At 76.0% G+C, this 23,608-nt stretch carries 1 protein-coding gene; it reads right to left on the bottom strand.

What is annotated here, in order from left to right:
• Window positions 1-22,919, bottom strand: a 22,919-nt coding sequence (locus AC067J_RS35315; RefSeq protein ID WP_478306304.1) for an SDR family NAD(P)-dependent oxidoreductase, incomplete at its 3' end; no start/stop codon positions are given.
• Between the last annotated feature and the right edge of the window lie 689 nt (window positions 22,920-23,608).

Raw genomic sequence — 23,608 nt, 5'->3', positions numbered from 1 at the left:
GCCAACGCCTCCACATCACCCGAAAGCACCACACTGGTCGGCCCGTTCACCGCAGCGAGCGACAACCTGCCGTCACCCGCGACCAGTTCAGCCGCCCGCTCGGCACCCACGCCCACCGACAGCATCCCGCCGCCCACCGAGGACACCCGCCGCAACGCACGACTACGCAGCACCACGATCCGCGCCGCATCCTCCAACGACAGCAACCCCGCCACATGCGCAGCAGCAATCTCACCCTGCGAATGCCCGACCACACCGGCCGGACGCACCCCCACCGACTCCCACCACCGCGCCAGACCCACCATCACCGCGAACAACGCCGGCTGCACCACATCCACCCGGTCCAGCAACGCCCCCGCGCCGTCGCGCAACACCTCCACCAGCGACCAATCCGTCAACGGATCCATCACCACCGCACACTGCGCGACGGCCTCCGCGAACACCGGGCTGGCGGTCAGCAGTTCAGCCGCCATCCCCGCCCACTGCGACCCCTGCCCCGGGAACACGAACACCGGACCACCGGCCACAGCCGCGCCGGCACCATCCTCGGCCACCGCCAACTCAGCCAGCCCGGCCGCCAGTTCACCGACATCCCGACCCCGCACCACCGCACGGTGATCGAAGACCGTCCGACCGACCGCCAACTCCCAACCCACCGAAGCCGGATCAGCATCCGGATTCGCCAGCGCCCACTCCCGCAAACGCCCCGCCTGCGCCCGCAACGCCCCACCCGACCGCGCCGACAACACCCACGGCACCACACCACCCGAACCGTCGACGACGACGGACTCGGCCTCGGGCTCGGGCTCGCCCTCGGGAGCCTCCTCCAGCACCACGTGCACGTTGGTCCCGCTGATCCCGAAGGACGACACGCCAGCCCGCCGGACCCGCTCGCCCGCCGGCCACGGCACGTCACCCGTCAGCAGCTCGACCTGCCCCGCCGACCAGTCCACGTGCGGCGACGGCGCGTCCACGTGCAGCGTCCTCGGCAGGACACCGTGCCGCATCGCCATCACCATCTTGATCACACCCGCGACACCCGCCGCAGCCTGGGCGTGACCGATGTTGGACTTCACCGACCCCAGCCACAACGGCCGTTCGGCCGACCGCCCCTGCCCGTACGTCGCCAACAGCGCCTGCGCCTCGATCGGATCACCCAGCGTCGTCCCGGTCCCGTGCGCCTCCACCGCGTCCACCTCCGCCGCCTGCACGCCCGCGTTCGCCAGCGCCTGCCGGATCACCCGCTGCTGTGCGGGGCCGTTGGGGGCGGAGAGGCCGTTCGACGCGCCGTCCTGGTTCATCGCGGATCCGCGCACCACGGCGAGCACCCGGTGCCCGTTGCGGCGCGCGTCCGACAGCCGTTCCAGCAGCAGCAGTCCGACGCCCTCGCCCGCGCCCATGCCGTCCGCTGCGGCGGAGAACGCCTTGCAGCGGCCGTCGCGCGACAGCCCGCGCTGCCGCGAGAACTCGACGAAGAACTCGGGGGTCGACATCACGGTCACTCCGCCGGCCAGCGCGAGGTCGCACTCCCCCGAGCGCAGCGCGTTCGCCGCCAGGTGCAGCGCCACCAGCGACGACGAGCACGCCGTGTCGATGCTGACCGCCGGCCCTTCCAGGCCGAGTGTGTACGCGACGCGTCCGGAGGCGATGCTGTTGGCGCTGCCGTAACCGACGTACCCCTCCACCTCGTCCGGGACGTGGTCGAGCCGGGATCCGTAGTCGTTGTCGATCACGCCGGCGAAGATCCCGGTCCGGCTGCCGCGCAGCGAGGTCGGGTCGACTCCGGCCCGCTCGACGGCCTCCCAGGACGTTTCGAGGAGGAGCCGCTGCTGGGGGTCCATCGCGAGTGCCTCGCGCGGCGAGATCCCGAAGAACTCCGCGTCGAACCCGGCGACACCGGACAGGAATCCGCCGGTGCGGGCGTAGCTCTTGCCGGACTTCTCGGGGTCGGGGTCGAACAGCGAGGCGACGTCCCAGCCCCGGTCCTGCGGGAAGTCGCCGACGGCGTCGCCGCCGGCGGCCACCAGGTCCCAGAGGTCCTGCGGCGATCCGACTCCGCCGGGGAACCGGCAGCCCATCCCGACGATCACGACGGGGTCCTCGCCGCCGGCCGGCGCGAACGCCGTGGCGGGGGCGGGCAGGGCCGCCGCGCCGCTCGACGGCGCGGCGCCGTCCAGCAGCCGGCCGAGGAGGAACTCCGCGAGCCGGACCGGGGTGGGGTAGTCGAAGACGAGCGTCGACGGCAGCCGCAGGCCGGTGGCCGCGTTGAGCCGGTTGCGCAGCTCGACGCCGGTCAGGGAGTCGAACCCGATCTCCTTGAACGCGCGGGTCGCGTGCACCGGGTCGACGCTCCGGTGGCCGAGTGCGGCCGCGGCCTCGGTCCGGACGAGGTCCAGCAGGGTCTGCTCACGTTCGGCCTGCGTCATCGCGGCGAGCCGGCCCGCGAGCGACGGTGTGCCGGGCTCCGCGGCGCGGCGGCGCCCGGCCGTGCCCAGCAGGTCGCCGAAGAGCGCGGGCAGGGCGGGCAGGGCGGCCGCCCGGGAGCGCATCGCCACGAGGTCGAGTCGGGCGGGGACGAGGGTCGCGTCGGGTGCGCCGAGCGCGAGGTCGAGCAGGCCGAGTGCTTCCTCGGGCGGCATCGCCACGGCGCCGGTCCGCCCCCAGCGGGCGATGTCGGCCTCGCTCAGGCGCCCGCCCATGCCCCGCTCGCCCGCCCACAGGCCCCAGGCGAGCGAGATCGCCGGAAGGCCGTGGGCGCGGCGGTGCTCGGCGAGGCCGTCGAGGAAGGCGTTGGCGGCGGCGTAGTTGCCCTGGCCCGGTCCGCCGAAGGTGCTGGCGCCCGAGGAGAAGAGCACGAACGCGGACAGTTCGGCGTCGCGGGTGAGTTCGTGCAGGCTGAACGCCCCGTCGGCCTTCGGGCGCAGCGACCGGTCCAGGTGTCCGGGCGTCAGGGTCTCGACGAGGCCGTCGTCGACGATGCCGGCGGTGTGGACGACGGCGGTCAGCGGGTGGTCCTCGGGGATCCGCGCCAACTCGCCCGCCAGCGCGGCCCGGTCGGCGAGGTCGCAGGATACCAGCGTGGTCTCGGCCCCCAGGTCGGCGAGGTCGGCGAGGAGGGCCGCCGCGTCGGGGGCGGCCGGGCCGCGGCGCGACAGCAGGAGGAGCCGGCGGACGCCATGGGCGGCCACCAGGTGCCGGGCGACCAGGGCGCCCAGCCCGCCGGTGGCCCCGGTGACCAGGACGGTACCGTCCGGGTCGAACGGGGACCCGTCGGCGGCCGGCGGGGTTGCGCGGACCAGCCGGGGTGCGGACAACCGGCCTTCCCGGAGCGCCAGTTGCGGCTCCTGCGAGGTCAGCACGGCCGGCCACCGGGCCGGCGATGCGTCGTGCCCGTCGAGGTCGACGAGCGCGAAGCGGCCGGGGTGCTCCGACTGCGCCGAGCGCACCAGGCCCCAGACGGCGGCCGCCGCGGGGTCCGTGGCGCCCTCGCCGGGGTGCGCCGCGAGGGCGCCCGTGGTGGCCACGACCAGCCGGGCCCCGTCGAACCGGTCGTCCGCGAGCCACGCCTGGAGGTGGCCGAGCACCGAATCCAGCAGGCGACGGGTCCGCGCGGGGACGTCCTCCGCAGCTGCGGGCGCCGCATCGACGCAGGTGACGACGGTGCCGGGCACGGGTGCGGGTGTCGCGGCGGCATCGGACAGGTCTTCGTACCGCGCGGTGGGCCGGTGCCCCTCCGCGAGACGGTCGGCCAGGCCGAGGACGTCGGGGCCGAGCAGCGCCCACTCCGGCGACGGCCCGACTTCGGCAAGGGATCCGGCAGTGGATCCGACGCGGGCATCGGGGCCGGCGTCGGCACCGGCGTCTACCGGCCGCCAGTCCACCCGGAACAGCGCGTCGCGGTGCGACGGGCCCGCCGGGCGCAACTGCCGGGCCGTCACCGGTCGGACGGTCAGTGCCGCGACCGAGGCCACGGTGCTTCCGGTGTCGTCCGCGAGGTGCAGCGACACCGCGCCGTCGCCGGCCGGCGCCAGCCGGACGCGCAGGCGGGTGGCCCCGGCGGCGGTCAGCCGGACGCCGCGCCACGCGAACGCGACGCGGGCCTCGTCGGCCGCACCGGTGCCGCCCGTGTCGCCGGTGTCGCCGGTGTCGCCCGTGGGCGGTTCCCCGATCCCGAGCGCGTGGACGGCGGCGTCGAGGAGGGCCGGGTGGAGGTCGAAGCGGTCGGCGTCGTCGAGTGCCCCGGCGGGGGGCTCGATCTCGGCGAACAGCTCCGCGCCGCGCCGCCAGACGCGCCGCAGGCCCTGGAACGCCGGACCGTAGTCGAACCCGGCGGCGCCCAGCCGCTCGTAGCCGCCGTCGATCCCGACGGGCGTGCTCCCGGACGGCGGCCAGACGGTGAGGTCCGGCGCGCCCGGCGCAGGGTCCGTGCCGGCGCCGGCGTCCGTGGCGAGGAGCGTCCCGGTGGCGTGCCGGGTCCACGGCTCGTCGGCGCCCGCGTCCTCGGGCCGCGAGTGGACGGCCACCGGCCGGGCGCCGGTCGCGTCGGGCGCGTCCACCGTGACCTGGACGAGGACGCCGGCCGTGTCGGGCAGCAGGAGCGGGGCGTGCAGGGTCAGTTCCTCGATCTCGGCCGGGCCGAGCCGGGCGCCGGCCCGCAGGACGAGGTCCACGAAGACCGTTCCCGGCACGATCACCGACCCGAGGACCGCGTGGTCCGCGAGCCAGCTGTGCGTGGCCGCCGACAGGCGCCCGGTGAAGACCGTCCCGGACGCGCCGGCGAGGTCGACGGCGGCACCCAGGACGGGGTGGTCGACGGCCCACTGGCCCCACCCGACGCCGGCCGAGCCGGAGTCGGCGGCCGACACCCAGTAGCGGTGGCGCTGGAAGGCGTAGGTCGGCAGGTCCGGGCGGAGGCCGGTGCCGGGCGGCAGGAGGGTGGTCCAGTCGACGGGCAGGCCCTGGACGAAGGCGGCGGACAGCGCCGTCACCAACCGCTCCGGACCGCCCTCACCACGGCGCAGCGTCTCCAGGACGATCCCGTCCGCCGCGTCGATCGATTCGAGGATGTCACCGACCGGGACGACCAGGCCGGGGTGCGGGCTGCACTCCACGAACACCGTGTGCCCGTCCGCCACCGCCGCCCGCACCGCCGTGTCCAGACGGACCGTGCCCCGCAGGTTGTCGAACCAGTACGAACCCGCCAACGCCCCGTGATCGCCGACCACTTCGCCGGTCACCGTCGAGTACATCGCCACCCGACCCGGCCGCGGCACCGTGGCCGCCGACAGCGCCACGACCTCCTCACGCACCGCGTCCATGTGCGCCGAGTGCGAGGCGTAGTCCACCGGGATCAGACGAGCCCGGATGTTCTCGCCCTCACAGGCGGCCACGACCTCCGCCAACGCCTCCACATCACCCGAAAGCACCACACTGGTCGGCCCGTTCACCGCAGCGAGCGACAACCTGCCGTCACCCGCGACCAGTTCAGCCGCGCGCTCGGCACCCACGCCCACCGACAGCATCCCGCCACCCACCGAGGACACCCGCCGCAACGCACGACTGCGCAGCACCACAATCCGCGCCGCATCCTCCAACGACAGCAACCCCGCCACATGCGCAGCCGCAATCTCACCCTGCGAGTGCCCGACCACACCGGCCGGACGCACCCCCACCGACTCCCACCACCGCGCCAGACCCACCATCACCGCGAACAACGCCGGCTGCACCACATCCACCCGGTCGAACAACCCACCCGACGGATCCCGCAACACCTCCACCAGCGACCAATCCGTCAACGGATCCATCACCACCGCACACTGCGCCACCACATCAGCGAACACCGCACTGGAATCCAGCAGTTCAGCCGCCATCCCCGCCCACTGCGACCCCTGCCCCGGGAACACGAACACCGGACCGGCACCGGTCCCGCCGACGGCGACGCCCGTCACCGCGTCCCCGGTCCCCCGGGCCAGCCCGTCCAGGGCCGCCGCGAGCTCCGCGCCGTCACGGCCGCGGACCACCGCGCGGTGGTCGAGCACCGCACGCCCGGTGGCCAGCTCCCGGCCCACGTCGACCGGATCGGCCTCGGGGTGCGCCGACAGCCAGCTGCCGAGCCGGGTGGCCTGCGCACGCAGCGCGGCCTCGGAGCCGGCCGAGAGCACCCACGGGACGACGGCTCCCGCCCCCACGGCCACGCCCGCGCCCGCGCCGACGCCCACGGCCGGGGCCGGTGCCCCGTCGAGGGGTACTGGCCCGGACGCGGGTGCCTCCTCCAGGATGACGTGCGCGTTGGTCCCGCTGATCCCGAAGGACGACACGCCCGCCCGCCGGACCCGCTCGCCCGCCGGCCACGGCACGTCACCCGTCAGCAGTTCGACGGCACCGCTCTCCCAGTCCACGTGCCGCGTCGGCTCGTCGACGTGCAGCGTCCTCGGCAGGACACCGTGCCGCATCGCCATCACCATCTTGATCACGCCGGCGACACCCGCCGCCGCCTGCGTGTGGCCGATGTTGGACTTCACCGACCCGAGCCAGAGCGGCCGTTCGGCCGACCGCCCCTGCCCGTACGTCGCCAACAGCGCCTGCGCCTCGATCGGATCGCCCAGCGCGGTGCCGGTGCCGTGCGCCTCCACCGCGTCGACCTGGTCCGCCGGCAGGCCCGCGTTGACCAGGGCCTGCCGGATCACCCGCTGCTGCGAGGGCCCGTTCGGCGCCGTGAGGCCGTTCGACGCGCCGTCCTGGTTGACCGCCGTGCCCCGCACGACCGCCAGCACCCGGTGCCCATGGCGTACGGCGTCCGACAGCCGCTCGACCAGCAGCAGTCCGACGCCCTCGGCCGCGCCCATGCCGTCGGCGGAGGCCGCGAAGGCCTTGCTGCGGCCGTCGGGTGCCAGCCCCCGCTGGCGCGAGAACTCCACGAAGAAGTCCGGCGTCGACATGGCCGTGACGCCGCCCGCCAGCGCGAGGTCGCACTCCCCCGAGCGCAGCGCGTTCGCCGCCAGGTGCAGTGCCACCAGCGACGACGAGCAGGCCGTGTCGACCGTCAGCGCCGGGCCCTCCAGGCCGAAGGTGTAGGCCACGCGGCCCGACGCGACGCTCGTGGCGTTGCCCGTGAGGACGTGCCCCTCGACGCTCGACGGCATCCCGGCCGTCGCGTAGTCGTGCCCGGCCATGCCCGCGAACACACCGGTCCGGCTGCCGCGCAGCGACGCCGGGTCGATGCCGGCGCGCTCGAAGACCTCCCAGGCCGTTTCGAGCAGCAGCCGCTGCTGCGGGTCCATCGCCAGCGCCTCGCGCGGCGAGATCCCGAAGAACTCCGCGTCGAAGTCGGCGACACCGGACAGGAATCCGCCGGTGCGGGCGTAGCTCTTGCCCGACCGCTCGGGGTCGGGGTCGAACAGCGCGTCGGTGTCCCACCCGCGGTCCCGGGGGAAGTCGCCGATCGCGTCGCCCCCGGCGGCGACAAGGTCCCAGAGGCCCTCGGGCGACTCGACGCCGCCGGGGAACCGGCAGCCCATCGCGACGATCACCACCGGGTCGTCGGCCGTGCCCGCCGTCGCCGTGGCCGCGCGGCCGCCGGCCGGAGCCCCGCCGGGGGCCGCGTCCTCACCGAGCGACGCGGTGACCAGGGAGTCCGCGAGGCGCACGGGGGTCGGGTGGTCGAAGACCAGGGTCGACGGCAGCCGCAGGCCGGTGGCCCCGCTGAGGCGGTTGCGAAGTTCCACACCGGTCAGGGAGTCGAACCCGAGGTCGCGGAAGGCCGAGTCGGGGCGCACGCGCTCCGCCGAGTCGTGGCCGAGGACGACGGCCGCCTCCGTCCGCACCAGGCGCAGCGCGATCTCGGCGCGCTCCTCCGGGGTGGCACCGGCCAGCCGTCGGGCCCAGGGAAGTGCACCCCCGGTGCCGGTGCCGGCGCCGGCACCGGCACCCGTCGCGCGGTGCGGCGCGGCCGGGCCCGTCAGGGCGCGCAGCAGTGGCTGGACGGGCGCCGAGGGGGCGCGCAGGGCGGCGAGGTCCACCCGCGCGGGGACGAGTACGGCGTCCGGGCGCTGCCGGGCGGCGTCGAACAGGGCCAGGCCCTGGGGGGTCGAGAAGGGCACGAGCCCGCCCCGGGCGAGCCGCTTCAGGTCGCCCCGGCCGAGGTGTTCCGTCATCGTGCTGCGTTCGGCCCAGAGGCCCCAGGCCAGCGCCGTGGCGGGCAGGCCGCGGGCCCGGCGGTGGTGGGCGAGGGCGTCGAGGTAGGCGTTGGCCGCCGCGTAGCCGGCCTGGCCGGCGGTGCCGAGGACGCCCGCGACCGACGAGAACAGCACGAACGCGGCGAGGTCGGCGCCCCGGGTGAGTTCGTGCAGGTTGGCGGCGACGTCGACCTTGGCGCGCAGGACGCGGTCCACCTGCTCCGGTGTCAGCGCCTCGACGGGGCCGTCGTCGAGCACCCCGGCGGCGTGGACGACGGCGGTGAGCGGGTGCCCGGCCGGGATGTCGGCCAGGACCCGGGCCAAGGCGGTCCGGTCGGCCGCGTCGCAGGCCGCGACGGTGACGGTGGTGCCCGTCCCGGCCAGCTCCGCCACGAGTTCGGCCACACCGGGTGCGTCGGCACCGGACCGCCCGACCAGCAGCAGGTACCGGACGCCGTGCCGGGTCGCCAGGTGGTGGGCGAGGCGGCGGCCGAGGGTCCCGGTGCCGCCCGTGATCAGGACGGTCCCGCCGTCGGCGAGGGGCTGCGGCAGCGTCAGGACGACCTTGCCGGTGTGCCGGGCCCGGCTGACGAACCGCACCGCCTCGCGGGCGTGGCGGAGGTCGAAGGTGCGCACGGGCAGCGGGCGCAGCGCACCCGACTCGAAGAGGCCGACGAGTTCGGCGAACAGCTCGGCGATCCGGTCCGGGCCTGCGTCGATCAGGTCGAACGCCCGGTAGCGGACGTCCGGCCGCCCGGCCGCGACGGCCTCCGCCGCCCGGATGTCGGTCTTGCCCATCTCGACGAACCGGCCGCCGTCCGACAGCAGGCGCAGTGACGCGTCCACGAACTCCCCGGCGAGCGAGTTCAGGACAACGTCGACGCCGCGGCCGCCGGTGGCCTCGGTGAAGCGCCGCTCGAAGCCGGTGTCGCGGGAGGACGCGATCCGCTCGGCGGGCACTCCGAGTCCGCGGACGGTCCCCCACTTCCCGGGGCTCGCGGTGGCGAAGACCTCGGCGCCCCAGTGCTCCGCGAGCTGCGTCGCGGCCATGCCGACGCCGCCCGCCGCCGCGTGCACCAGCACCGACTCGCCGGACCGCAGGCCCGCGAGGTCGCGCAGCCCGTACAGCGCCGTCAGGAACACCACCGGCACCGAGGCCGCCTGGGCGAACGACCAGCCGGACGGGACCGGGGCGAGCAGGCGGTGGTCGGCCACGGCGAGCGGGCCGAACGAGCCGTCGAAGAGCCCCATCACACTGTCGCCCGGTGCGAGCGTCGTGACGCCGGGGCCGACCTCGACGACGACGCCCGCCGCCTCGGCGCCGACGACCGCCCGGCCCGGGTACATGCCGAGGGTGATCAGTGCGTCGCGGAAGTTCACTCCGGCCGCGCGCACCGCGACCCGGACCTCTCCTTCGGCCAACTCGGCTGCCGCGCCGGGGTGTTCGACGATTTCCAGGGAGTCGAGGGTGTGCCGCGGGCCCGACTCGACGCGCCACGGCGCGGGCCCGTCCGGCGGCACCAGCGCCGCGTCGGCGGCGGCGCGCACCAGGCGCGGTGTCAGGACGGCGCCGTCGCGGACGGCCGCTTGGGCCTCGCCGGTGGCGAGGACGGCGCGCAGGAGGGCGGCCGGCAGGTCCGGCGGTGACGCGAGCGGATCGGCAGCGTGCGGGTCGGCAGCATGCGCGGCGGCGCCGTGCGGGTCGGCGCCGTGCGGGTCGAGGTCGACGAGGACGAAACGGCCCGGGTGCTCGGTCTGCGCGGTCCGCACCAGGCCCCAGACCGCCGCGTGGGCCGGAGAGGGGACGTCCTCGGACGGGTCGGCGCCGATCGCGCCGCGCGTGACGACGACCAGCCGGGCCGCGGCGAGGCGCTCGTCGGCGAGCCAGCCGCGGACGGTGGCGAGGGCGCCGTGGACCGCCGCCGCGACCGCGTCGGGCGCGGTGCCGTCGGCGGGCGGGCAGACCAGGACGGCGACGTCGGCGCCCGCCTCGGCGGCCGAGGCCGGGTCGAAGTGGACCGGAAGGCCGGAGAGGTCCGGCTCCTCCGGCAGCGCCGCCGGGGTCCACTCCACCCGGTGCAGCCAGGCCGGATCGGCGTCGACCGACGCCGCGAGCTGCTCGGCGGCGAGCGGCCGCAGCGCGAGCGCCCCGGCGCGGGCGACCGGTGCACCCGTGTCGTCGGCCACCAGGACGGTCACGGTGTCGCCGCCGGTGCGGCGGAGCCGGACCCGCAGCGCGGTGACCGGCCCGGCGGTGCTCTCCCGGGTCACGCCCGACCAGGCGAACGGCAGCAGCGTCGCGCCGGACGTCTCCACCGCGTCCAGCGCGGCGAGGTGCAGCGCGGCGTCGAGGAGGGCGGGGTGCAGGTCGAAGCCGTGCTCCCCGCGAGCGGCCGGATCCGGCAGGACGACCTCGGCGAACAGCTCGTCACCGCGCCGCCAGGCGGCCCGAAGGCCCTGGAAGGCCGGGCCGTAGTGGTAGCCGAACTCGGCGAGCCGGTCGTAGACGGCCGTGGCGTCGACGGCCTCGGCCCGGTCGGGCGGCCAGACGGCGAGCGCATCGGCGTCCGCCTCAGAGGCGGTGGCCGGCGGGGCAGCAGCCGATGCGGCGGTGGCGACCGCTCCGGTGGCGTGCAGCGTCCACGACGCCTCGTCGGAGGTGTCCTCCGGACGCGAGTGGACGGCCACCGCCCGGACCCCGGCGGCGTCGGGCGCGGCGACGGCGAGGTGCAGCCGGACACCGGTCCGCTCGGGCACCACCAGCGGCGCGTGCAGGGTGAGTTCGTCCACCACCGGGCACCCGGCCTCGGCTCCGGCCCACGCGGCCAGGTCGAGCAGCGCCGTACCCGGCACGATCACCGTGCCGAACACCGCGTGGTCGGCGAGCCACGGGTGCGACGCGAGGGACAGCCGCCCGGTGAACGACACCCCGTCCTCCCCCGGCGAACGCACGGCGGCGCCCAACAGGGGGTGGCGGACGGCGGTGAGGCCGAGGTCCTTCGCAGCCCCCGGGACCACCGGCGCGTCGAGCCAGTGGCGGCGGTGCTGGAAGGCGTAGGTCGGGAGGTCGAGAGGCCTGGTGACGGCGCCCGACAGCGGGAGCACGGCCGTCCAGTCGACGTGCAGGCCCTGGACGAAGGCGGCGGACAGCGCCGTCACCAACCGCTCCGGACCGCCCTCGCCACGGCGCAGCGTCTCCAGGACGGTCGCGCCGGTGAGGTCCTGCTCCTCCAGCAGGTCCGCGACCGGGACGACCAGGCCGGGGTGCGGACTGCACTCCACGAACACCGTGTGCCCGTCCGCCACCGCCGCGCGCACCGCCGTGTCCAGACGGACCGTGCCCCGCAGGTTGTCGAACCAGTACGAACCCGCCAACACCTCGTGATCGCCGACCACTTCGCCGGTCACCGTCGAGTACATCGCCACCCGGCCCGGTCGCGGCGTCGTGGCCGCCGACAGCGCCTCGACCTCCTCACGCACCGCGTCCATGTGCGCCGAATGCGACGCGTAGTCCACCGGGATCAGACGAGCCCGGATGTTCTCGACCTCACAGGCGGCCACGACCTCCGCCAACGCCTCCACATCACCCGAAAGCACCACACTCGCAGGCCCGTTCACCGCCGCCAACGACAACCGACCGTCGCCTGCGACCAGTTCAGCCGCGCGCTCGGCGCCCACGCCCACCGACAGCATGCCGCCGCCCACCGAGGACACCCGCCGCAACGCACGACTACGCAGCACCACGATCCGCGCCGCATCCTCCAACGACAGCAACCCCGCCACATGCGCAGCAGCAATCTCACCCTGCGAATGCCCGACCACACCGGCCGGACGCACCCCCACCGACTCCCACCACCGCGCCAGACCCACCATCACCGCGAACAACGCCGGCTGCACCACATCCACCCGATCCAGCAACGCCCCCGCGCCGTCGCGCAACACCTCCACCAGCGACCAATCCGTCAACGGATCCATCACCACCGCACACTGCGCCACCACATCAGCGAACACCGCACTGGAATCCAACAGTTCAGCCGCCATCCCCGCCCACTGCGACCCCTGCCCCGGAAACACGAACACCGGACCGGCACCCGGAGCCTTCACCGGGCCGGGAACCGCCTCCGCCACCGCCAACTCGGCCAGCCGCGCCGCCAGTTCACCGACATCCCGGCCCCGCACCACCGCGCGGTGGTCGAGCACGGCCCGGCCGACGGCCAACTCGCGGCCCACCGAGGCCGGATCGGCGTCCGGGTTGGCCAGCGCCCACGACCTCAGCCGCCCCGCCTGCGCCCGCAACGCCCCACCCGACCGCGCCGACAACACCCACGGCACCACCCGGCCGCCGTCCGACAGGGCGCCGGCCTGGTCCTCGCCGACCGGGGCCGGCGCGGGCCGCTCGATGATCACATGCGCGTTGGTACCGCTGATCCCGAACGAGGAAACGGCCGCGCGCCGCGGGTGGTCGGCCTCGGGCCAGGGCGTGGCCTCGGCCAGCAGTTCGACGCCTCCGCCCGACCAGTCGACGTGCGGCGACGGCGCGTCCACGTGCAGCGTCCTCGGCAGAACACCGTGCCGCATCGCCATCACCATCTTGATCACACCCGCGACACCCGCCGCCGCCTGCGTGTGACCGATGTTGGACTTCACCGACCCCAGCCAGAGCGGCCGTTCGGCCGACCGCCCCTGCCCGTACGTCGCCAACAGCGCCTGCGCCTCGATCGGATCACCCAGCGTCGTCCCGGTCCCGTGCGCCTCCACCGCGTCCACCTCCGCCGCCGACACACCCGCGCCGGCCAGCGCCTGCCGGATCACCCGTTCCTGGGAGGGCCCGTTCGGCGCCGTGAGGCCGTTCGACGCACCGTCCTGGTTGACCGCCGTGCCCCGCACGACCGCCAGCACCCGGTGCCCCTCGCGCAGGGCGTCCGACAGCCGCTCGACGACGAGCAGGCCGACGCCCTCGCCCCAGCCGGTGCCGTCGGCGGCCGCCGCGAACGGCTTGCAGCGTCCGTCGGCGGAGAGCCCGCGCTGGCGCGAGAACTCCACGAACACGTGCGGCGTCGACATCACGGTCACCCCGCCGGCCAGCGCGAGGTCGCACTCCCCCGAGCGCAGCGCGTTCGCCGCCAGGTGCAGCGCCACCAGCGACGACGAGCACGCCGTGTCGACGCTGACCGCCGGGCCCTCCAGGCCCAGCGTGTACGCCACGCGGCCCGTGACGACACTTCCGACGTTCCCGGCCAGCAGCATGCCCTCGTAGCCGTCGGGGGCCCGGTGGAGGCGCGAGGCGTAGTCGTGGTGCATGACGCCCGCAAAGACGCCGGTCCGGCTGCCGCGCAGTGAGGTCGGGTCGATGCCCGCGTGTTCGAGCGCCTCCCAGGAGGTTTCGAGCAGCAGCCGCTGCTGCGGGTCCATGGCGTCGGCCTCGCGCGGCGAGATGCCGAAGAAGTCGGCGTCGAAGTCCCCGGCGTCGTGCAGGAAGGCGCCGTGCCGCGTGTACACCTTGCCGGTGCTCGACGGGTCCGGGTCGTAGAGGGAGTCGACGTCCCAGCCCCGGTCCTGCGGGAAGTCGCCGACGGCGTCGGTCTCCTCGGCCACCAGGCGCCACAGGTCGTCGGGCCCGGCGACGCCGCCGGGGTAGTGGCAGCCCATGCCGACGATGACGACCGGGTCGTCGTCCAGGGCCGTCGCGGCCTCGGTCCGGCCGCGCGCGCCCTCCACCGGCGCCGCCCGGTCGCCGACGACCTCGCGGGTCAGTCGCGCGGCCAGCGCCGTCGCGCTGGGGTGGTCGAACACGACGGTGGCGGGCAGCCGCAGGCCCGTGGCGACGTTGAGGCGGTTGCGCAGTTCGAGCGCGGTGAGCGAGTCGAAGCCCAGTTCGCGGAACGCTCGCTCGACGTCGATGCCCTCCGCGTCGCCGTGCCCCAGGACGGCGGCCGTCTGCGTCCGGACGAGGTCTAGGACCGCGCGGGCGCGCCGGTCGTCGGGCAGGTCGGCCGTCCGGCGGACCCAGGAGGAGGCGCCGTCGGCGCCGGCCTCCGTGTTGGCGGCACGCTGAAGCGGTGCGCGGACCAGGCCCTTCAGCACGGCGGGCACGGTGCCGGCCTCGGCGAGGACGCGCAGGGCCGCGCGGTCGAGCCGCGCGGTGACGGTGTACGGCAGGTCGCGCCGCAGCGCGGCGTCGAACAGTGCCAGTCCGGTCTCCGTGGTCAGCGTCCCGATGCCGCCGCGGGCCATCCGGGCGAGGTCGGCGCGGTCCAGGTGCCGGGTCATCCCGCTGCCCTCGGCCCACAGGCCCCAGGCGAGCGCGTTCCCGGGGAGCCCGGCCGCGCGGCGGTGCTCGGCCAGGGCGTCGAGGAACGCGTTGGCCGCCGTGTAGGCGCCCTGGCCGGCGTTGCCGGTGACGGAGGTGACGGAGGAGAACAGCACGAACGCGTCGAGGTCCTGCCCGCGGGTCAGCTCGTGCAGGTGCCACGCCGCGTCCGTCTTGGGCCGCAGGACGGCGTCGAGGCGGTCCGGGGAGAGCGTCGCCAGTGTGCCGTCGTCGAGGACGCCCGCGGTGTGGACCACCATGCCCAGCGGGTGTTCGGCGGGGATGTCGGCGAGGACCGCCGCCAGCTCCTCGCGACGGGAGACGTCGCAGGCGGTGACGGTCACGTGGGCGCCCAGCCCGGCGAGTTCGGCCTGAAGTGCCTCGCTGCCCGCGGCCTCCCGGCCGGCCCGGCTGACCAGCACGAGGCGGCGCAGCCCGTACGCGGTCACCAGGCGGCGGGCGACCAGCGCGCCGAGGGTGCCGGTGCCGCCCGTGATCAGGGCGGTGCGCTCGGGGTCCGGTCGGCGCGGGCCCCCGGCCGGGGCGGCCGGGGCGGCGGGGGTGAGGCGCGGGCGGTACGCGATCCCGTCGCGGAGCGCCAGTTGGGGCTCCGCGGAGGCCCCCGCGGCGCGCAGGGCGGCACCCGACCGGGCAAGGTCGTCGAGGTCCACCAGGCCGAAGCGGCCGGGGTGTTCGGACTGCGCGGTGCGCAGCAGGCCCCACACCGGGGCCTGGCGCAGACCGTCGACGGGATCGCCTGGCCTGACGGCGACGGCGCCCTGGGTGACGACGACGAGCTTCGAACCCTCCGGACGGTCGCCGGTGAGCCAGGCGCGGACGGTGTCGAGCGCCCAGCGGGCGGTCGCGTGGGCGCCCTCGGCGACGGAGGCGGCGTCGTCGACGGCCGGGGCGGTGGCGAACACCACGGCCGGGGCCGGGTTTCCGGCCGCGGTGTGGGCGTCGAGGTCGGCGAGGTCGGTGTACGTCGCGGGCCGGGCGCCGGTGGGGTCCGTGAGGCCGAGGAGGTCGGCTCCCGTTTCACCGACCGCCTCACCGACCGGGCTGCCGACCAGTGCGTAGCCGGCGGCCGAGGGCGGCTCCGTCCGGCTCGGTTCCGTCCGGCTCAGCTCCGTCCAGTTCAGCCCGAACATCGCGTCACGGGGTGTGGCGTCGGGCACCGCCAGGCGGTCGGCGGCCAGTTCGCGCAGGGTGAGCCCGCCGACCGAGAGGACGGGCGCGCCGGCGGCGTCCTCGACCCGGAGCGTCCTGATGCCGTCGGCGCCGGACGCCAGCCGCACCCGGAGGACGGTGGCGCCGGTGGCGTGCAGCCGAACGTCGGTGAAGGAGAAGGGGATTCGCGGCGCCGACCCGTCGGACGGACCCGACGGCCCCGTCGGCCCCGTCGGCCCCGACGGTCCCGTCGGGTCGGCCGAGGCTGCGGGACCGAGGAGCAGCGGGTGCAGCGCGGCGTCCAGGAGTGCGGGGTGCACGCCGAACGCGGTGTCGCCGTCGTCCGGCTCGCCGGGCAGCCGGACTTCGGCGTACAGGTCGCCGTCCGCGCGCCAGGCGGCCGTCAGACCCCGGAACCAGGGCCCGTAGCCGTAGCCCAGACGGTCGAGCCGGTCGTACGCGTCGGAGAGGTCGACGGGTTCGGCGCCCGGCGGCGGCCAGGCGGCCCCGGGGCCGGGTGTCCCGGACCGGACGGCGAGCGACGGCTCGGCGCCCGTCGGCACGCTGCCCGACGGGTCGGTGTCCGACTGCTCGGTGTCCGACTGGGCGGTGAGCGTCCCCGAGGCGTGCCTGGTCCAGGGCCGCTCTCCGGAGTCCGCGGAGGAGTCGGCGGCGTCGGGGTCCCCGGCCTCGCCGGTGACCCCGGCGTCCGCGCCGGCCTCGTGGCCGGACGGCCGGGAGTGCACGGTGACGGCGTGCCGGCCGGACGGGTCGGCGGGGGCGACGGCCACGCGGATCTGCACGCCTCCCGCGTCCGGCAGGACGAGCGGCGTCTCCAGCGCGAGCTCCTCGACCCGGGCGCAGCCCGCGAGCCGCCCCGCCCGGAGGACCAGGTCGAGGAAGGCCGTGCCGGGCAGCACGACGGTCCCGACCACCGCGTGGTCGGCGAGCCACGGCCGGTCGTCCAGGGAGATCCGGCCGGTCGCCAGCGTGCTGCCGTCCGGGGCCGTGGTGACGGCGCCCAGCAGCGGGTGGTCGACGGCGTCGAGGCCGAGGTCGGCGGGGCGGGCGTCGCGCCCGTCCGGCGCGGTCAGCCAGTAGCGGCGGTGCTGGAAGGCGTAGGTGGGGAGGGCGACGGGCCCGGCGTGGTGCGCGCCGAGCAGCGCGTCGGGGTCCGGGGCGGCGCCGTGCACGATCGCCTCCGCGACGGAGGCGAGGAACCGGTCGCGGCCGCCGTCGTCCCGCCGCAGGGTGCCGATCGCCGTGCCGCCGGTCGCGCCACTGCCCGCGCCGGTGCCACCGCCAACGTCACCGGCGGCGGCGGCGGACGCACGGGCGTCGAGCGTCTCCTGGATCCCGATCTTCAGGACGGGGTGCGGACCGGCCTCGACGAAGAGGCGGTAGCCGTCCTCGCTCAGTGCCCGTACGGCGGGCTCGAACCGCACGTCCTGCCGCAGGTTGCGGTACCAGTAGTCGGCGTCGAGGACCGAGGTGTCCGGCAGCAGGCCACCGGTGACGGTCGAGTAGAACGCGGTCAGCGCGGCGCGCGGGGTGATGTCGGCGAGCGCGGCGAGCAGCGGCTCGCGCAGGGACTCCATGTGCGCCGAGTGCGAGGCGTAGTCGACGGGGATGCGGCGGGCCCGGACGCCGTCCCGCTCGCAGCGGGCGAGGAAGGCGTCGAGGGCGTCGGTGTCCCCGGAGACGACGGTGCTGGCGGGCCCGTTGCGGGCGGCGACGCCGAGGCGGCCGTCCCACGGCGCGAGGAGTGCGCCGACCTCCTCGGCCGGCAGCGGCACGGAGGCCATGCCGCCGCTGCCGGCCGTGGCGAGCAGGGCGCGGCTGCGCAGCGCGACCACCTTGGCGGCGTCGTCGAGCGAGAGCGCTCCGGCGACGCAGGCGGCGGCGATCTCGCCCTGTGAGTGGCCGACGACGGCGCCCGGTTCGATGCCGACGGACCGCCAGAGCCGGGCCAGGGCGACCATGACGGCGAAGAGCACCGGCTGGACGACGTCGACCCGGGTCAGGTCGGGCGCGTCCGGGCGGCCGCGCAGGACGTCGACGAGCGACCAGTCGACGTACGGGGCCAGCGCCTCGGCGCAGGCTTCCAGTGCGGCGGCGAACTCCGGTGAGGTGTCGAGGAGTTCGAGTGCCATGCCGGCCCACTGGGAGCCCTGGCCCGGGAAGACGAAGACGGTCCCGCCGACGGCCGTCGACTGGGCCCGCACCAGGTTGTCCGCGGGCTCGCCGGCGGCGAGGGCGGTCAGCCCGCGCAGCGTGTCGGCGTGGGTGCGGGAGAGGACGACGGCGGTGTGGTCGAACCGGGTGCGGGTGCGCAGCAGGGCGTGGCCGACCGCGTGGCGGTCGAACGCGCCCTCGGCGCCGTCGGCGTCACCGGGCTCGGCGGCCTCGTCGGCGTCACCGGGCTCGGCGGCGGCGAGGTACCGGGCCAGCCGGTCGGCCTGGGCACGCAGCGCGGCCTCGGTGCGGCCGGAGACGGTCAGCGGCACCAGGTCGCCCGGCCCGGCGTCAGCGGGTTCGGCGTCAGCGGGCCCGGTGTCGGCGGGCCCGGCGCCGGGGTTCACGGCACCGGCCGCCGCGGGCTCGGTCTGCACGGGCTCGACCGGCACGGGTTCGGCCGGCGCCTGCTCGACGATGACGTGGGCGTTGGTGCCGCTGATGCCGAACGACGAGATGCCCGCGCGCCGGGGGCGGCCACGGCCGGTGTCCCCGTCGGGCCCGCCGTCGGCGGCCCGCTCGGGCCACGGGGTGGCGGTGGTCGGCACGGTGATCGCGCCGTCCTTCCAGCGCACCCGGGGCGACGGTTCGCGCAGGTGCAGGGTGCCCGGCACGATGCCGTGCCGCATCGCGAGGACGGTCTTGATGAGCCCGGCGACGCCCGCCGCGGCCTGGGTGTGGCCGATGTTGGACTTGAGCGAGCCGAGCAGCAGCGGGTTCCCGGGGCCGCGGTCGCGGCCGTACACGGCGAGCAGGGCGTGCGCCTCGACGGGGTCGCCGAGGGCGGTGCCCGTCCCGTGCGCCTCGACCACGTCGATGTCGGCCGGGGCGAGGCCGGCGGCGTCGAGCGCCTGGCGGATCACCCGCTGCTGGGACGTCCCGTTCGGCGCGCTGAGGCCGTTGCTGGCGCCGTCCTGGTTGACGGCGGAGCCGACGACGAGCCCCAGCACGGGGTGGCCGTTGCGGCGGGCGTCCGAGAGCCGTTCGAGCAGGACGACGCCGACGCCCTCGGCCCACGCCGTGCCGTCCGCGTCGGCGGAGAACGGCTTGCAGCGGCCGTCCGGGGCGAGGCCGCGCTGGCGCGCGAACTCGACGAACATGCCGGGCTCGGCCATGACGGTCGCGCCGCCGGCCAGCGCGAGCGTGCACTCGCCGCTGCGCAGGGCCCGGGCGGCCAGGTGCACGGCGACCAGCGACGAGGAGCAGGCGGTGTCGACGGTGACGGCCGGGCCTTCGAGGCCGAGCGCGTAGGCGATCCGCCCCGAGGCGACACTCGGGGTGGTGCCGGTGAGCAGGTAGCCGTCGAAGCCGCCGGCCGGCCGGTGCATGCGCGGGCCGTAGTCCTGCGCGGTCGCGCCGACGAAGACGCCGACCCGGTCGCCGCGCAGGCCGGCCGGGTCGAGGCCGGCGCGTTCCAGGGCCTCCCAGGAGGTCTCCAGGAGGAGGCGCTGCTGCGGGTCCATGGCCAGGGCCTCGCGCGGGCTGATGCCGAAGAACTCGGCGTCGAAGTCCCCGGCGCCGTACAGGAATCCGCCTTCGCGCACATAGGTGGTGCCGGGGTGGTCCGGGGAGGGGTGGTGCAGTCGGGCGGCGTCCCAGCCCCGGTCCCCGGGGAACGGCCCGATGGCGTCGACGCCCTCGGCGGCGAGCCGCCACAGGTCCTCGGGCGAGTGGGCGTCGCCGGGGTAGCGGCAGCCCATCGCGACGATCGCGATCGGGTCGTCGTCGGTGGCGGCGGCGGCCGGGACGGGGCCCGCCGCGCGGCCGGCCGGGGACGGGTCCAGGACGCGGGTCCGCAGGTGGCGCGCGAGGTCGGCGGGTGTCGGGTGGTCGTAGACCGCGGTCGCGGGCAGGTCGAGACCGGTGGCGGCGGCGAGGCGCTGGACGAGTTCGACGGTGGCGAGCGAGTCCAGGCCCGATTCCCGGTAGGCGAGTTCGGGCCGGACGGAGTCCTTCTGCGTGTGTCCGACGACGGCCGCCGCGTGCGAGCGGACCAGGTCCAGGAGGACGCGGTCCTGCTCGGGTACGGGCAGCGCGCCGATGCGGCGGGCGAGCGCCGCAGCGGCCCCGGACACCCCGGCGGACGCGGGACCGTCGGACGCGAGGCCGCCGGAAGCATCGGCGGACGGATCGGCGGACGCGTCGGCGGGAGCCCCGGCGGACGCCGCTGCGGGCGCGGTCCCCTCCGGCCCGGCGGAGTCCAGCCAGTGGCGGGCGCGCCGGAACGCGTACGTGGGCAGGTCGATCCGGCGCGCCCCGCGGCCCGCGAACAGGGCGGACCAGTCGAGTTCCGCGCCCAGGGTGTGCAGGCGGGCGGCGGCCGCAGCGAGGGCGGGCGCCTCGGGCCGGCCGGCGCGCAGCGTGGCGACCGTCGCGACGGCGTCGCGCCCGGTGCCCGGCAGGCACTCCCGGGCCAGCGCGGAGAGGCTGCCGTCCGGGCCGAGTTCGACGAGGACGGTCGCACCGGCCGCACGCAGCCGGTCGACGCCGTCGCCGAAGCGGACGGTCCCGCGGACGTGGCGGACCCAGTGGTCCGGCGAGCACATCTCCTCGCCGGCGACCAGCTCGCCGGTCAGGTTCGACACGACGGGCGTGGTCGGCGGCCGGTAGGTCAGGCCGCGCGCGACCTCGGCGAACGCGTCGAGCATCGCGTCCGTCCGCGGTGAGTGGAAGGCGTGCCCGACCTGCAGCCGCCGGACCTTGCGGCCCTCGGCGCGCCACGCCTCCGCGAGGGCGAGGACGGCCTCCTCGTCGCCCGAGACCACGGTGGCGGTCGGCCCGTTCACCGCGGCGACCGACACCCGGTCGCGGACTGGGGCGAGGGCGGCGACGACCTCGTCCTCGCTCGCGCGGACCGCCAGCATCGCCCCGCCCGCGGGCAGTTGCTGCATCAGCCGGCCCCGGGCGGCCACCAGCGCGCAGGCGTCGGCCGTCGACAGGACACCGGCCACGTGCGCGGCCGAGATCTCGCCGACCGAGTGGCCGAGCAGGAGATCGGGGGTGACACCCCAGTCCGCGAGCAGGCGGTGGAGCGCGACCTCGACCGCGAACAGGGCGGGCTGGGTGAACTCGGTGCGGTGGACGAGTCCGGCCTCCGCGCTGTCCTCGGGCGCGAACAGGACCTCGCGGAGCGGACGGGAGAGGTGCGGATCGAGGTGGTCGCAGACGTCGTCGAACGCGGCGGCGAACACCGGGAAGCGGCGGTGGAGTTCGCGTCCCATGCCGGGCCGCTGGCTGCCCTGCCCGGCGAACAGGAACGCGGTGCGGCCGGGGCGGACCTCGCCGGTCACGGTGTCCCCGGCGGCGGCCTCGCCGGAATCGCCGGAATCGTCGGTCCCGCCCAACGCGCCCAGCCCGGAGAGGAGTTCGGAGCGGGTCCGGGCGATCACGACGGCGCGGGAGGCGAGGTGGCTGCGGGTGGTCGCGGCGGACCAGCCGAGGTCCGCGGGGGTGACCTCCGGGTGTTCCCGCAGGTGCGCGCGCAGCCGGGCGGCCTGGGCGCGCACCGCGTCCGGCGTGGTGCCGGACAGCGGTACGAGGACCGGGTCCGCGGCCTCCTCGGCAACCGCTCCCGTCTCGGCAGACCCGGCGGGCCCGGCGAGCTCAGCCGGCTCAGCCGGCCCGGCGGGCCCGGCGGGGACCACACCCCGGGGATCCGGGTCGGCGGCGGGCCGCGCGGCGCCGGACCGGTCCGGCGCCCATTCCGCCAGCACCACATGGCAGTTGGTGCCGCCCATGCCGAACGAACTCACCCCCGCGACCAGCGGCAGGTCGGGGCGCGGCCACGCGGTCGTCGCGTCCTGGACGCGCAGGCCCAGCCGGTCGAGCGGGATACGCGGGTTCGGCGTCTCGAAGTTGAGGCTGCGCGGGAGTTCCCGGTGGCGGATGCCGAGCACGGCCTTGAGCAGGCCGACGATCCCCGCCGCGCCCTCCAGGTGACCGATGTTGGTCTTCACCGAGCCGACCCGCAGGGGTTCGCCGGACGGACGGTCCGCGCCGAGCGCGGCACCGAGCGCGGCAGCCTCCACCGGGTCCCCCACCGGCGTGCCCGTGCCGTGCAGTTCGACGTACTGCACGGCGGCCGCGGGGAGTCCGGAGCGCCGGTGGGCCGCGCGGATCACCTGCTCCTGCGCCTCGGCGTCGGGCGTGGTCAGCGCCTCGCCGCCGCCGTCGTGGTTCATGGCGCTGCCGGCCACCACGCAGTACACGGTGTCGCCGTCGGCGAGCGCGCGGGCCAGCGGTTTGAGCACCACGACCGCGCCGCCCTCACCGCGGACGTAGCCGTTGGCGCGCGCGTCGAAGGTGAAGCACCGGCCGTCCGGGGAGAGGCCGCCGAGCTTGCCGGCGTCGCCCGCCGCGTCGGGCAGGAGGTCGAGGTTGACCCCGCCGGCGAGGGCGAGTTCGGACTCGCCGCGGCGCAGGCTCTCGCAGGCCGTGTGGACGGCGACGAGCGAGGACGCCTGGGCGGCGTCGATCGTCATGCTGGGGCCGCGCAGGCCGAGGGTGTAGGAGACCCGGTTGGCGATCATGCTGCGGTGCAGGCCGGTCACCTGGCGCGGGCCGGAGGCGACTCCCGCGCGGCGCAGCAGCGTGGCGTAGTCGTCCCAGATCGCGCCCGCGAAGACTCCGGTGGGGCCGCCGCGGAGCCGGTGCGGGGGGATGCCCGCGTTCTCCAGGGCCTCCCAGCACAGTTCGAGCATCAGCCGCTGCTGCGGGTCCATCAGGACGGCCTCGCGCGGTCCGATGCCGAAGAAGGCCGCGTCGAAGCGGTCGACCTCGTCCAGGTAGCCGCCCCGGCGGGGTGCGTCCGGCGGCGTGGCGGCACTGCCCCCGCCCTCGTCCCCGTTCTCGCCCGGGGCCGCCTCCCGGCGTCGGTCCGGGAGTGCCGTCGTGGCATCGACGCCGTTGCGGAGGAGTTCCCAGAAGCCGTCCGGGGTGGCGGCTCCCGGAACGCGACAGGCGAGACCGATGATCGCGATCGCATCGTCACGCTGTTCGAGTGTGTGCGCAGCAGTGTTCGACTCGGCCATACCGTTCCATCACGTCCATACGTCGATTGCACGGGGATCGAGCACCTGAACTCTGGACTGTGGCCTCAATTGGCCGCAACCATCAGGTTTCGGCCCTGGTCGGCACCGAAAGTGCGCAGCCAAATCATCCCAAATCAGCAGATGATCAGATAAAGCAAGCCGCTAACCGGCCACATCGCGCCACTCGGGGATCCGGTGAGATCCAGCTCTCACCGGCCGCACGACTGCGCGAACGGACAGGTCGTCACTGCCCGTACGGACAAGGTGACCGGATCCCGCACTCCGGTGGCCGATTCCCCGCACTCTTCACAGCCCTGGCGGGTTGGGTATCCTTTGCGGCGTCCACACCTTCCGGAATACCGGAAGAGCCCGCCATCAGCGGATCCGTGGACGAATGATCTTGCCGGACGACAGTTCGACACGATGAATTCGACGAAGTGGAATTCGACGTGCCGGATTTCCACATCGTGGCAACGAACGGTACACAAATGGCCGGTGCCGGCCGCTCCGCCGTCCTGCCGCGCGGGCGCGCCCCGAGCCTCCGCCGCCCCGCCGCGCGCCTACCGGGGGGTCGAACGGGGCTCGGCCGGGAACGGGACGAGCCGCTCCGGGACGAGCCGCGCCGGGGCGCGGCGGCCCGTCGCCGCCGCCCGCTCGACACGGCGGCCGACCGGCAGGGGCGCCCCGGG

The sequence above is a fragment of the Kitasatospora sp. NPDC042419 genome (genome assembly GCF_056437345.1).
Note: the sequence above shows the minus strand (reverse complement) of the source record. Positions and strands in the feature narration are given on the sequence as shown.